This window comes from Desulfosporosinus acidiphilus SJ4 (assembly GCF_000255115.2).
Classification (GTDB): domain Bacteria; phylum Bacillota; class Desulfitobacteriia; order Desulfitobacteriales; family Desulfitobacteriaceae; genus Desulfosporosinus; species Desulfosporosinus acidiphilus.
The window spans coordinates 3,552,660-3,566,820 of sequence record NC_018068.1 but is presented as its reverse complement, the minus strand read 5'-3'; the positions used below and the strand labels follow the sequence as shown (position 1 = coordinate 3,566,820).

Annotated in this window: 9 protein-coding genes and 2 riboswitches; all 9 genes read left to right on the top strand. The window is 46.7% G+C overall.

Annotated features, from left to right (window positions below; all coding sequences use genetic code 11):
* Positions 1–832 precede the first annotated feature (832 nt).
* The 9 genes from DESACI_RS16285 to DESACI_RS16245 all read left to right on the top strand — a co-directional run bounded on the left by DESACI_RS16285 (position 833) and on the right by DESACI_RS16245 (position 14,140).
* Positions 833–1,063 carry a hypothetical protein gene (locus tag DESACI_RS16285; RefSeq protein ID WP_014828297.1) on the top strand — a complete coding sequence of 77 codons (231 nt, stop codon included), beginning with the start codon at positions 833–835 and terminating at the stop codon, positions 1,061–1,063.
* A 787-nt stretch (positions 1,064–1,850) separates the two neighbouring features.
* Positions 1,851–2,579, top strand: coding sequence for a LytR/AlgR family response regulator transcription factor (locus DESACI_RS16280; RefSeq protein WP_014828296.1), 729 nt, complete (start codon positions 1,851–1,853; stop codon positions 2,577–2,579).
* Positions 2,570–4,558, top strand: a complete 1,989-nt coding sequence (locus DESACI_RS16275) for a sensor histidine kinase (RefSeq protein ID WP_242833074.1) — start codon at positions 2,570–2,572, stop codon at positions 4,556–4,558. Before DESACI_RS16280 ends, DESACI_RS16275 begins: the two co-directional genes overlap by 10 nt.
* A gap of 131 nt (positions 4,559–4,689) precedes the next feature.
* Positions 4,690–5,022 (top strand): hypothetical protein, encoded by a 333-nt coding sequence (locus DESACI_RS16270; RefSeq protein WP_014828294.1) that lies wholly within the window; start codon positions 4,690–4,692, stop codon positions 5,020–5,022.
* A 333-nt stretch (positions 5,023–5,355) separates the two neighbouring features.
* The gene (locus DESACI_RS16265; RefSeq protein WP_014828293.1) at positions 5,356–9,567 is read left to right on the top strand and encodes a cell wall-binding repeat-containing protein; all 4,212 of its coding nucleotides are present in this window, start codon (positions 5,356–5,358) and stop codon (positions 9,565–9,567) included.
* Positions 9,568–9,629: 62 nt separating this feature from the next.
* Positions 9,630–9,806: riboswitch (cobalamin riboswitch) on the top strand.
* 99 nt (positions 9,807–9,905) lie between these two features.
* Complete coding sequence (cobT, locus tag DESACI_RS16260; protein WP_014828292.1) at positions 9,906–11,024, top strand: nicotinate-nucleotide--dimethylbenzimidazole phosphoribosyltransferase; 1,119 nt, start codon at positions 9,906–9,908, stop codon at positions 11,022–11,024.
* Positions 11,025–11,055: 31 nt separating this feature from the next.
* Positions 11,056–11,231, top strand: a riboswitch (cobalamin riboswitch).
* An 82-nt stretch (positions 11,232–11,313) separates the two neighbouring features.
* Entirely contained in the window at positions 11,314–12,858 is a 1,545-nt protein-coding gene (locus tag DESACI_RS16255; RefSeq protein WP_014828291.1) for an ABC transporter ATP-binding protein, read from the top strand.
* Complete coding sequence (locus DESACI_RS16250) at positions 12,830–13,576, top strand: energy-coupling factor transporter transmembrane component T family protein (protein ID WP_242833073.1); 747 nt, start codon at positions 12,830–12,832, stop codon at positions 13,574–13,576. The genes DESACI_RS16255 and DESACI_RS16250 overlap by 29 nt, the downstream gene beginning before the upstream one ends.
* Before the next feature lie 33 nt (positions 13,577–13,609).
* On the top strand, positions 13,610–14,140 hold the full coding sequence (locus DESACI_RS16245) for a hypothetical protein (RefSeq protein ID WP_014828289.1): 531 nt from the start codon (positions 13,610–13,612) through the stop codon (positions 14,138–14,140).
* Positions 14,141–14,161: the final 21 nt, after the last annotated feature.

The following is a 14,161-nucleotide window of genomic DNA, read 5'->3' as shown; positions in this document are numbered from 1 at the left end:
ATAAACTTTTCTTAGCGTCCAACTCACTAAAGATTGCTGTTAAATACAACAAAGTTAATTAGGATTAAATGTTTGAGTTTAAATTATATCCATAACTTTTCTAATGCTTTTAAGACATGGCTTTGCGGGGAATATAATCCAGGGCGTGTTAACATGCTCTGGGTTTTTACCTATATAGGTAAAAGCGGAAGACGCTGAACAACATTCTGCCTAGGTACAGTGGTATAATTGATTCAGATGAGATATAAGATACATCAATCCTGGCCTAAGGAGCGTTGATGACTGAACAGTGCTTTTTATTTCACTGTCCTATCTGGGGGATAGCATAACAATATGGAGGTGCCGACTGGACCACTACCTGCTGGTTTGTAAGGAATTCTATTTGTGCAGCTAAGTCTTCAGTGGATAATTATTGTAACCGAGCGGTAGTTCTTTGAAAGATGGGATATTGTGATGAAGACACATCAACCCACGTTGAGTGCGTGGTAAGTTTGGAAGACTCACAGATTAAGAATCCGCTATTCATGCGGGTTGTGTGGTTTTGGAATTTTCGGAATTAGATAAAAAACAGGCACAATGTTTTCAACCTACGTTCATGAAACATTGCGCCTGTTATATTTTACATAATATAGGTATAGAGGAAATAAATAGTTGTAGCGCGTGATGGGAAAGTGAGCGCAAGATGCTGGTGTTGAAGGTGGTGTGAAGTGAATACGAAACAGAGTTAGATAATGAGCGCATCGCGAAGTTGGATGAGGAAATTGAGAAACTCATCAAACAGGAACGGGCGCTTTTTTAAATAGAAGAAAAAGGTTATGCTGACCACAATCTAGTGAAATCTGAACACGAAGAACTGGTCAAAACCTTAACCCAACTTCAAACCGGACGATCTGATTGGATGGCCGAAATCAATGAGCGAGCCACTAGACTGGCAAGAACTCTGGAACTTGAGGGGATTATTGAAGCTCTTGGGAGCAACTTTATTGAATTTGATGATGATTCATATAGGAAGATAGTCCAGAAAATCGTGGTTAAGGAACGAACCAAATTATATTCCATCTAGAATATGGCCATGATTTTGAGGAAACGTACACCTTGAAGAGAGGCCATGAAATTACGGTTGCAGGCATGTAGGCAGAGGATGAAGAGTTATGAGACCGAGAGGGTATGGAGAGGCAGAACGAGAGGAGAGTTTACAATCTTTTTAGCATCCTTGAATTTGCATAATTCATACTTGAAGATATTTGTAAAATTTTTCGGGCCAATATTTGACGATTTGTGTTGTTGTTATATTGGGGGGGGAATAAAAAGGAAAATAACAAAGTTTGCAGAATAATGTAAATATAATTTGTCAATTAAGCTAAAATTGCTTTTAAGTGTTTTGCTTAGTTAAAAATGCCTTGTATTATCCAAGAAATTATTTGAATTATGCTCGTATGAAAAGTTATTATGACAGGTTGGGAAAACCACAAAGGAAATATTAAACATAAGAAAAACACCTTTTGGCTTTGAATTTTATCAAAAATAAAATAGATTGGTTAATAGTTTGTGACTCAGAATGGAGTAACTCATCAGAGGTTTCAATCTAACACTCCATAAAGCTATGTATTATATGTAAAATTATGCACGAAAAGATAGCGCACTACGATAACGGATACCTATTGGTTTAAAATGAAGAGAGCACCATCACCCATGACGAATTCAGATTCAAACAAACTATTTTGGATTAATTTTTGTCCGGGGATGCTAGCAGCTTCCATCAGATTGACAAAGAACACCGGAAATGACAACACAGCAGCTTTGAAAAGTGCTGGTGAATGGAATTGTTCACAGTATAGGGAGGCGGTTTTATGCCGATTAAAATTGCTATTTGTGACGACACGGCGGAGGATACCGAGTTGTTGTCAGGTGCTCTTTATACCTTCGACCCTTCCTTTGAGATTGTCATCTATACCAACGGAGAAACACTCATCGATGATTTCCGGGATTCCGGCCTCTCCGCCGACATCCTTTTTCTGGACATCTATATGCCCGGAATCGACGGTATAAAGACAGCGCAGAGTTTACGCGGCGAGCGAAAAGATCTCAAAATTATTTTCATTTCCTCGAGCAAGGAGCACTATCCACAGGCGTATGAGGTGTTCGCCTTCAATTATATCCTGAAGCCGTTGGAAAGAGAACGATTATACAGCGTGCTGGACCGCGCCATCGACGAGATCCGGAGGGAACACAGCCATAAAATCAGCTTCAGTTACAAATCGGCCGTGTACAGCGTGGACTGTCGCGATATCCTGTACATAGAAAGCAGGGACAAACTCCTACTGTTCCACTTGGCAGACGGAAGCACCGCGCAGTGCTACGGGAAACTGGACGTGATTGCTCAAGAGCTGCCGATGCAGTCCTTCATCCGCTGTCACCAGAGCTTTATCGTCAATACTTCTTACGTCACGGAAATGGCGGAAAATCACTTCCGTCTCGGACAGGTTGTAATCGGCATTTCCAAAAAGTATTTGAAGCCCTCCAAAGATCAATATTACGCCTGCTTATTTTCGCATATGGGCAGAGGACCATGGGGATGAAGGAAGCAAAGCATACGAAAGCCCACCTGATTGCGGGGCTGATCTTCGTGATCCTGTTCAGCCACCTGCCGGTCATTTATACTTTGTTTTATCATAACCTAACCGGCGCTCCCACCGCGTCAGGCGGAAACATTAATCTAACGGGGCGTTCTCCCGCCCGGAAAATCGTTCTGGACGGGAAGTGGGAATTTTATTGGAACCGTCTGATTACCGGCGAACCAGAGCAGGCTGACAAGCCGAATTTTCTCATCAGGGTGCCGGATTATTGGTCGAAGTACAAAATCAATGGAAAGTGGCTGCCCGCGAGCGGCTTCGCAAGCTATCGCCTTACGCTGCAAGGGCTTGACTATCCCCGTCCCGTCACGATTTACCTGCCGGATTTCGGCAGCGCCTACCGCGTCTTTATCGATGGCATGCCGGCCGCGGAAAGCGGTATCCTGTCAAAGGACACCCGAAAAATAGTTACGGTTCCCGAGGCGAAACTCTACCCTGTGACGCTGTCTGCGGGAGAAACGCACGAGGTGGTTATCGAAGCGGCGAGCACGCGGTTTTCCGGACTGTACATGGCCCCTGTTCTCGAGGATTATGGACGTGCCATCCAGGAACAAAGCGCCCGGGACAATATCCGGTTTATTCTGTTCGGAACGGTGCTGTTTTCCTTTTTCGTTCTGAGCGTTATCTACAGGCTGTCCTTCCGCAAAGGAATACGCTCCGCCTGGCTGCCGGCGATGATCGTCTTCGTGCTTTTGCGCCTGATGCTGACCACGGAGTTTTACAGCTTCTGGCAGAAAACCGTCTTTTTCAATCTCTCCTATGAAGCCACCAACGGGCTGATGTTTTTTGCCACCTTCGCGCTCAAATTCCTGCTCATTTTTCTGGTTCAGGAGCAATTCGGGATCGCTTTTTCTCGCAAGGAGAAGGGGTTCTTTTTCCTTTACTATACAACAATCTACCTCATGTATCTGTTCATCCCGCACGGGGTATACAACCGGCATCTGACGATTGTGCTGCCCGTCGCCACCTTTGCTTTGGAGTTCTACTCCTTTTTTAAGGTCTACTTCGGCCGGCAGCAATTGAAAAAATACGGCTTGCTGATTTACTGGGGCGTTGTCATGGCCATTTCCGGACTGATCATGGACTGCTATTATATCAACGGCAACATGTATCCCAATGTGTCACTGGCGCTGATCGTTTTGCTTTCGGCCTACCTGATGATCCTCAGCCTGGCTTACGCCTTGCGTACTGCGGACGTCTACAACGATTTGGCCTTGTCTTCTTCCCGGCTGGCGCTGGCCAAGAGCCAGATTGCCATGCAGAAGGAATATTATGACACCTTAAGCGGGCAGATGAACGAGATCCGCGCGATCCGGCATGACTTGCGCCATTTTGTCGGCGTGATCAGGGGGCTGGCCGGGGAAGGGCGCTATACCGAACTGGAACGGTTTGTGAGCGAATATGCGGAAAAGAGCGAAACCGATCCGCTTCCGGTCTTTTGCGAAAATGTCGTGGCGAATTCCATTTTGGGATATTACTCCTTGAAGGCCAGGGAAGTTGGCATTCCGTTTCACTGCGCCTGCAGCATTCCAAGCCGTCTTGCCATGAGCGACAGCGATCTTTGTGTCGTTTTGGGCAATGCCTTGGAAAACGCCATCGAGGCGTGCGGGAATCTGGACAATCCGGGGGCGCGGTTCCTAGCGGCGGAGGCGCGAACTGTCAACAGCCAGTTGCTTTTAAAAATCGAGAATGCCTATAACGGCAGCCTGAACATCCAGGATAGGGGCTATCGCTCAACCAAAAGCGGAGAATTTCACGGGATGGGCCTGCAGAATATCAAAAAGGTCGTGGAAGCCTGCGGGGGATTCGTCAAAACTCAACACAGCGGGAAGGTTTTCACTCTGATGGCCGCGTTTCCCAATCCCTGCGCCGCGGAGGAAAGCCGGAGCGTGAGTTCGCCGGATTCATCCTTTCGCTCATCATAAATCATGAATTCTTTACCCTGCAAAATGTTCCGCAGGGTCTTTCAATACCAATTTCGGCGAAAAAGGGGGTCAAATTCGCCATGTCCATGATGCCAGCTCTTTTCTATGTATAATAAAAAAGGGTGATCGGAATGCATTATCAGCTTTATCCGCAAACAAACCAGACCCGGATTTTCACGGAGAAAAACAGCCGAAGCAAAATTCCCTATTGTACCGCAAGAAAGATGAGGGAGCTGTATCCGGACGAAGACTTTGTCATTATCGGAGAAATCGGGAACTTTGCGGAGGTGTTTGGCGGTCAGGATGTGCTTCTGACAGGCTCAGGCAAAGCGATCCCCATATTCCCGAGGGGGAGCCTGATGAAACCTTTGGAGTGGATCGCGGGCTATGTTGCGGTGGGGGAGAATACCTATGTCGCTGCGGTCAGGAGTATAATCCCCACTTTCCTCCGCTGCCGGAAGTGAAGGTTGTCACATACCTGTTATAAAAATCAATAGCATATTATTACAAATGCCCGAAAGCTCCCTGTAGCATGCTTTTAGGTCTAATGACTCTTTCTATGTAAAGTCACGAGAACATGAACCATCGAAATAATAACAATGAAGCCAAGGGGTGAGGTTTAAGTGCGTTCGCCGCCAAATAAGGAAATAGCGAAATGACGTACAAGAAATGCGTTGAATGCAATATCGCAGCTGGATATCAACCCTATGATCATGGGCGCAAGTCAGTTTTTTTTTAAGTACGGGTAACAAGCTATGGAAAGCTTTCCAATGAAAATTAAAAACGGAGGCGTGAAGATGAGGAACAAATATGCAGCCTTAGCCATGGTGGTGGCATTGTGTTTTTTAACGTTTTTGCCGGGTTATACCACTACCGCTATGGCGAATACGAATCCCTATACCTATGATATTTCCCAAGGGAATATCCAGATATCTGCAGGTACGAATTTCGGTATTAAAGTATCCTGTGGCAGCGGACAGCCTGTAGATAATATTACAACTAGTCAGGCAATCACCATAACAGACAGCAGTCCAAGCACCCCAACCGCAAATTATGTGACGGTAGGCGCAAACCTTGGCACATTAAATATCACCATGGAAAATGTCAACATCAACACCAGCAGTGCATGTCCGTTTTTGATCAATAACGGAACGACGGTAGACTTAACTCTAATTGGCTCCAATACCCTGAATGCCGGCTCTAGCTATAACGCGGGACTTGGCGTGCCTTCATACGCCACCCTCAACATAACCGCTGACAGTACTGGTTCCCTTGTGGCGACAGGCGGCAGCGGCAGCAATGGCGGCGGCAGCGGCATTGGCGGCGTCAGCGGCGGCAGCGGCATCAACGGCGGCAGCGGCGGCACTGTGACCATCAACGGCGGCACGGTTACTGCAACAGGCGGTGGCGGCGGCAGCGGCTTCGGCAGAGGCAGTGGCAGCGGCATCGGCGGCGGCAGCGGCTTCGTCGGCGGTAGCGGCGGCACTGTGACCATCAACGGTGGCATGGTTACTGCAACAGGCGGTGGTGGCGGCGGCGGCAGCGGCATCGGCGGCGGCGGCAGCTATGACAACTACATTGTCGGCGGTAGCGGCGGCACTGTGACCATCAACGGCGGCACGGTTACTGCAACAGGCGGCAGCAGCGGCGGCACTACCGGTGGCGGTAGCGGCATTGGCGGCGGCGGTGGCGGCTCAATCGACCCCGGCACCGGCATCGGCGGCAGCGGCGGCACTGTGACTATCAACGGCGGCACGGTTACTGCAACAGGCGGCGACGGCATTTACTTCAACGGCAGCGGCAGCGGCATTGGTGGCGGCGGTGGCAGCGGCAGCGGCGGCAGCGGCGGCAATGTGACCATCAACGGCGGCACGGTTACTGCAACAGGCGGCATTGGCGGAAGCGGCAGTGGCAGCGGCATCGGCGGCGGCAGCGGCGGCAGCGGCGGCACGTCGACCATTAACGGCGGGTCTGTAAAGGCAAGCTCAATCCAGCCCACCGTGTATAACAGCAGCAATAACCAAGAATATCTTGTCACAATATCGGGTCTGCCGGCTTCTGCCGGCATGTCGTATTCAGTCAACGGAGGAAGTTCTTTTTCCTGCTCGACAGATGCAAGCGGCAGCCTCTATCTGTGGCTGCCACAGACGACAGGCTCCGCGGACACCGTTTTAATGACAACCAGCGGTACCCGATATTTAGCCTCCGGCGCGGTCTCAGCTACAAGTGCCAATAATTTCACAGCGAAGGTACTTCCGGCAGCAACGACCAATACGGCAACAAATGTAACAAGCAGCGGCGCCACATTGAACGGGACAATCAACGCCCATGGAGACAGTACGACCGTAACCTTTGACTACGGCACTTCAACGAGCTATGGAAGCACAGCACCAGCCGGCCAAAGCCCGGTGACAGGTTCAGCCGATACACCTGTGAGTGCTGCTATTACAGGTCTGCAACCGAATATGACCTATCATTACAGAGTAGAAGGAGTCAATTCAGGAGGGACGACAGACGGCTCAGACGAAACATTTACCACCGATGTAGTGCCGATATCAGACTTTGCAACTACGGCAAAGACCTCCAGCACAGTGACATTCACCTGGACGGCAGCCAGCGGGGCGACAGGTGTTATCATCCAGCAGTCGCCGAGCGGAGCCAACACCTGGACGACGGCAAGCACAACTTCAGGGGCGATAGCCGTTGATGCGACGACAGCCACAGTAACAGGTCTTAGTCCAGCGACCGGCTATGACTTCAGGTTGTTGGTGACCGGGGGAGCAAACGCGGGGAACTCCAATTCAGTCACTGTAACCACTGATCCGGCCCCGGTAGTTCCTACTACCTACAGCGTGACCATCGGAAGTCTGACTGGGGGAAGTATTACGGCTAACCCAACTTCAGCAACTTCAGGAACAGCTATTAACTTGACGATAACCCCGAATGCCGGAATGAAGTTAACACCGGGGACACTAAAGTATAATGACGGAACAACAGATTACCCGATCAGCGGCACGAGCTTCACGATGCCGGCGGCCAGTGTGACGGTCTCCGCCCAGTTTGAGCAGATTCCAGCAAACAGTTATACGGTGAGTATCGGAAGTCTGACTGGGGGAAGTATTACGGCTAACCCAACTTCAGCAACTTCAGGAACAGCTATTAACTTGACGATAACCCCGAATGCTGGAATGAAGTTAACACCGGGGACACTAAAGTATAATGACGGAACAACGGATTACCCGATCAGCGGCACGAGCTTCACGATGCCGGCGGCCAGTGTCATTATATCGGCAGTGTTTGAAGCGGAACCTGATTCTACACACGAAGGGGGTGGAGGAGGTTTCTCCGGAGGTGGAAGCACATCCGGCGGAGGAACGACCATAACTGGCAATGTCATCAATGGCACGACCGGTACAGTTGTTTCCAATCTGACAGGAACCGTAACGACAGATAGTAACGGAAATTATACCGTTTCCATGAAGGCGGCTCAAACTGTAACCTTTCAACAACCTGACGGAACATCGAGCTCTTTAAGTGATCTTTCTAAAGTAAGCTACGTATCAATAGGGGGTTCGTCGGTAACCGTTTCAGCTGATGGGACTATCAATCTTCAGAACCTGGCCAAAGGAACGGACAATCAATATAAGATCACCTACGATTTAGGCAACGGACAAACGCTTACGCTTGGAACTCTGGAAGTCATCGTTTCGAAGGATGGAACTGTCAGTTTAAAATGCTCCTTAATTGATCCCTATGGCATCATTACGGATGCGGCGACGGGCAAACCCATTGTCGGAGCAAAGGTTACCTTGTATTATGCCAATACGGAACGAAACAAGACCAATGGCAAAACCCCGGATACCGTCGTATCCTTACCGGGTATTGACGGATTTAAGCCCAACAATAATCAAGATCCGCAGACCAGTGATGCGTATGGAGCCTATGGCTTCATGGTCTTCCCAACGACAGATTACTACCTCGTGGCCACCAAGGATGGATATAACCAATATACAAGCCCGACAATCTCTGTGGAACAGGATATCGTCAAATGGAATTTCAAAATGAATCAAACCAGCTTAGGAGTCATAAGACTTGCAGGCATGAGCCAAGTTGATACTGCATTGGCCATTGCTAATGCAAACTACACTGGGAAGCTCTCTAATGTTGTACTAGCCACGGCAGAGAACTATCCTGATGCCTTAGCCGGAAGTGTCCTAGCCTACAAGCTGAATGCACCTATATTATTAGTGGGAAGTTCAGATGCTGACCAGGAAAAGGTATTGGACTACATGAAGTCAAATCTTGACCCGGCAGGAACAGTCTATATCATAGGAGGCACGGCGGTCGTCAGCAGTGCCATGGAAGGTAAAGTAACAGCGAGTGGTTTCGCCGATATCACCAGATTAGGTGGAAATGACAGATATGATACTTGCGTTAAAATTGCAGATCAATTACAGGTCAAGAACGGAACACCCATTGTACTGGCCTATGGAGAAAACTATCCGGACGCTCTGTCCATCAGCAGTATTGCAGCGGAAATGCAGTATCCCATACTCCTAGTCCAAAAAGACGGACTCAGTGATGCCGTCAAAAATGAAATAGCCACTATTAAACCCAGCAAAGTTTATATTATCGGAGGAGAAGGGGTTATCAGCTCGGCGGTGGAAAGTCAGGTAGACCAGATCACCTCATTAGACAAAACAAATATCGTAAGAATTGCTGGACAGGACCGCTACGATACCTCCCTGGCCGTGGGCCAATACTTTAACTTGGCAAGGCAAAGCGTTTGTATCGCTACAGGCAACAACTTTCCGGATGCCTTAGCTGGAAGTGTCTATGCAGCTAACCACAACACCTCGATTATTCTGGCAGACGGAAGTCTTTCCGATCAAGTTGTGAATTATCTGAAAGGAAAAAAACTGATCGGGGCGACTATATTTGGGGGAGAGGCCGTCGTGAGTAAAGAGATTGAACAGCAGCTTGGTCAGTTGATAGGGAAATATTTTTAACTCAGAAAACCGTTTAATCTTAACTTGACTTTTAGTGAGATTTTGGTAAACTCAGAATTATAAATTAATATTTGCTTTTAGGTGCCCCAATAAGGGGAGAATAGGGAAACCGGTGAAAACCCGGTACGGACCCACCACTGTAGAGACGAGTCCTCGCTAATCCACTGGCATATGCTGGGAAGGAGCGTTAAGGGCGATTGAGTCTGAGTCAGGAGACCTGCCTAAGAGAGAGGCTATCGACTATAGAATAGCGGCGGCGATGACGGCAAAGTCCCGACCACAACTAACAATTGTGGCGGGACTTTATTTTTTAACAAAATTTAGGGAGGAGTTTAAAGATGACTACACTGAAGAAAATTCATGGCCTTGACAATCTCAAAAAAGCGGATATCCAACAACTTGAGGCTGCTTTACAAGAGCTTACGAATGGAATTGAAAAACTCGATCAAGAGTCTATCTCAGGCATGCAAAAACGACTGGATGCTAAGATAAAGCCTCTTAGGAGTTTAGGTGTCTTGGAGGATATTTCCCAACAACTTGCAGGAATCCAACGCACTTCTCAACCGGAAATCAAGGGAAAAGCAGTACTTCTTATGGCCGGAGATCATGGAGTTGTAGCTGAAGGAGTCAGTGCTGCCCCTCAAGAAATTACTGCACAAATGTTCTATTCTTACTTAAATGGCGAGGCAGGTATCAATGTCCTTGCTCGAAATAGCGGAGCTAAAGTTATCTGTACCGACATAGGCATTGCCTTACCCTTAGATCCCCCTGAACTTATGGCCAACCGTGTCAAAAACGGAACAGGAAATATAGCCCATGGCCCGGCAATGACAAAGCAAGAGGCTCTTCTCGCTCTTCTCACCGGTGCAAAAGTTGCTGCAGAGGCAATTGACTCTGGAATCAATTTATTGGCAACAGGTGAAGTTGGTATCGGCAATACAACTCCCAGCGCTGCTTTAATTTCAGCTTTTACAGGCCATACGGTTGAGGAAGTTACAGGGCGCGGCACTGGATTAAAGGATGACGCCTTAAAGCATAAACAAGATGTAATCAAGCTGGCGATTCGGGTAAATGAGCCTGACCTTGCTGACCCTCTCGATACCCTTGCCAAAATCGGTGGATTGGAAATTGCTGCACTGGCAGGTGCAATCCTGGAAGCGGCCTACCAGCATGTACCCATTATTCTCGACGGTATTATCTCAACTGCTGCCGCACTTACAGCAGCTCAGATTGCTCCTCTCTCAGCTCTCTATATGATTTCTTCCCACAATTCAGAAGAACAAGGTCACCGGATAGCCCTCAAGCAACTTGGCCTCAAACCGAGGCTTGATTTTAACATGAGATTAGGTGAAGGTACAGGAGCTGCTCTCATGTTTCCGATGGTTGAAGCTGCTCTCAAGATCGCCGATGAAATGGCCACCTTCGAATCAGCAGGTGTAAGTACAGGAGACTTTTAATCATAAACCACAGAAATGCCGACTACGCACAGTTAAATACGATTTTATAGGTGCCCCAATACAGGGAGAATAGGGAAACCGATGAAAATTCGGTACGGACCCACCACTGTAATTAGACGATGAAAATGTACATATGCCACTGGGAGACTGGGAAGGCGTACCTTGGAGTCTATAAGTCAGAAGACCTGCCTATAGAATTATGCAAAGAGGACAATGGTAAAGTTCTAGCTTATTAAGCTGGAACTTTTTTGTACTATCAGATCTTAGTTCAAAATTACAGGAGATTGCCATGAATGTCATAGCAAAAATTAAAATTGATAAACTCAAGTTTCCGAATAATGAGAGTCTGGTCCTTAAAAACATTAATTTGGAAATTAATCAAGGAGATTTCATTGTCATTACCGGGGGGGTGGCCTCGGGAAAATCAGCATTATTGCACGTCATGACGGGTGCGATTCCTCATTACCATAACGCGGAATTATCCGGAACGGTAACAATTATGGGACAAGACATTAAAGAAATGCCTCTCAATAGAATGTCGGATTATATGGGATTCATGATGCAGGAACCCAATAATCAGATTATTAGTTTGAATGTCTACGAGAACGTTGCCTTCGGACTCGAAAATCAAGAACTTCCTTGTGACCAAATTGATCAGGTTGTTAAAAACACGCTGGAGTTTGTGGGTTTGGGGGGTTACGAAAAGAGACAAACTTCGTCTCTTTCAGGTGGTCAGGCCCAACGCATTGTTTTAGCAGGGGTATTAGCACTCAAAGTTCCGATTTTAATTCTTGATCAACCGACTGCTGAACTGGACCCACAAGGCCGTCAGGAGATCTATAAGCGGCTTGGAGAGTTAAATCAAACCCAAAATCTTACGATAGTCTTAGTTATGGACCGAATTGAAGAAGTGCTTAACTACGCTAACAGAGTTTTGATTCTTAAAGACGGTGAAATTATAAAGGAATACTCGCCCAGGGAATATTACTGGGACCAAATCAAGTACCGAAAAAAAATGCTCAGAACTGGCAGGCATTTCTTTCTTAACAGTAATAAACCCAAGGAGAGCATAGCTAAAATCAGTGATGTTTCCTATCAATATAATAATCAACTACCGGGTTGTGAAGATATTAATTTAGAAGTTTTTAAAGGTGATTTTGTGTCAGTTGTCGGTTTGAATGGTTCAGGAAAATCAACCTTGGCGAAATTACTGATTGGTTTGCTGAAGCCTGCCAAGGGTGAAATTCACTTGTTTGATCAGAAAATCGCTAAGAGGAACCTGAGAAAGATTTTGGCTCGTGTCGGATTTTTATTTCAAAACCCAGACCATCAGATCTTTGCAAGCACATTGGAGGAAGAGGTGGGTTTTTCCTTAAAGTTAAGAGGTGAACGAAATGACTTTCTCAATCAGAAAATTGATGAATGTTTGCAATTCGTAGGACTGGCGGAATACAAGGAAATGCATCCCCAGCGTCTAAGCCGTGGTCAGCGTCAACTTTTGGCATTAGCATCGATACTTGCCGGAGAGCCGGAGTTCATTATTGCTGATGAACCTACCTCCGGACTGGATGAGAACCAAGGTTACATGATTATGGAGAAACTCTACGACTTATCGAACAACGGCAAAACCATTCTGTTGATTACCCATGATCTGGCCATGGCCAAAGACTATTCAAACCGCTTAGTTGCCCTATATAAGCATCGCATCAGGCTGGATATTGAGACAAAAGACATAGAGCGACATCGTGAGGAACTGAAGGCGATTGGTCTGGATTTCCCAAACAGTGTTACTTTCAAGGAGGGTTATGATGACACGGGCACTTCCGAAGTTTGATCCCCGCACTAAGCTTGTCTGGTATATTTTGATGATTTACTTTGCACTGCTCAGTCAAACTGCTGCTCAATTAGGAATTACGTTACTGGTGTGTATTACGTCCTCGTTAATTCTAAGTGGTTCATTTAAACACTCTAAGGCTATGGTAATCATCCTTTTGCTTTTGGGACTTCAGATCTTGATTATTCAGTTACTGTTTTGCCGGGAGGGTACTTTGATCTATCAATGGGGCATCTTGAAAATCTACAGTGATGCTCTGCCGCTGGCGATTACCGGCATACTGAAAGCGACCCTGATTTTCTATACCAGTCTGCAGTTCTTTACCTCCGCCTCAGCTCAAGACTTTACCCTGATGCTTGTGAAATTTAAAATTCCCTATCGTTTTGCCATGCTGGTGGGACTGGGCGCCCGTTTTTTACCCCTTATGAAAGAAGAATATCAGTCGATCATCGACAGCCAGCGAACCCGGGGCCTTAAAATGGATAGCGTTTGGGATGACCTGAAAGCAATTATTCCAACCTTCCTGCCTTTTTTATATCGTGCCGTTCGTCGTTCAACGGAAATAGCCTTAGCTATGGAGTTAAGAGGTTACGGGCGGAGCAAAAAGCGAACGTTTTCATCCGATATAGCTTTGAAGTCTCACGATGTTGTCTTAATTGCCTCGATGTTCTTGGTAATAAGCCTCAGCATAACAACAAGGCTGTTGCCATTAATATAAATACCATAATTAATGATTTAGGAGGAAAATAAAGTGAAAGAAAAATTGTTCAGGACTGACACCAAAGCACTTGTAGGAGCTGTCATTATCGGGATTGTATTTGTGATCATGGAGCAGATAACGGGTCGGATCGACGGTATTTTAGATCCCACTCTCTTACTGCTTAATGGTACATGTTGGGCATTTTTTACAGGCCTTATCGTTTTAATGTACAAACAACCGGCGGGTATTATCGCAGGTTTAGTGGAAGCTATTGTAGCCATGGCAACAGCTTATTCCCCTTTAGCCTTTTTCTTCATTTTTGCCAATACTATCGGTTCCATTGTTTACTCTTTGATTGCTCTTAAGTTATCGATGACAAAATTAAGCCATCACCTCCTAGCTATGTTGGGCTGTAATGTTATTGGCAACTTATGTGTTACCATCGGCTTGATTTATGTTATCCATCTTGATTGGAAAATTGCCCTTTTGTCTTCTGCTCTGACAGCTTTAGTCGGAACTATCGTAGCAGGAAGCCTAACGAAGAGTGTTTATGGTTCTTTACAGAAATCAGCACTACTCTAAAAGCAATTTGCAGTAGATCTT

Coding starts and splice junctions, on each gene's coding strand:
- DESACI_RS16265 (WP_014828293.1), top strand. CDS start 5,356: ATGAGGAACAAATATGCAGCCTTAGCCATGGTGGTGGCATTGTGTTTT.
- DESACI_RS16250 (WP_242833073.1), top strand. CDS start 12,830: ATGATGACACGGGCACTTCCGAAGTTTGATCCCCGCACTAAGCTTGTC.
- DESACI_RS16275 (WP_242833074.1), top strand. CDS start 2,570: ATGGGGATGAAGGAAGCAAAGCATACGAAAGCCCACCTGATTGCGGGG.
- DESACI_RS16270 (WP_014828294.1), top strand. CDS start 4,690: ATGCATTATCAGCTTTATCCGCAAACAAACCAGACCCGGATTTTCACG.
- DESACI_RS16280 (WP_014828296.1), top strand. CDS start 1,851: ATGCCGATTAAAATTGCTATTTGTGACGACACGGCGGAGGATACCGAG.
- DESACI_RS16255 (WP_014828291.1), top strand. CDS start 11,314: ATGAATGTCATAGCAAAAATTAAAATTGATAAACTCAAGTTTCCGAAT.
- cobT (WP_014828292.1), top strand. CDS start 9,906: ATGACTACACTGAAGAAAATTCATGGCCTTGACAATCTCAAAAAAGCG.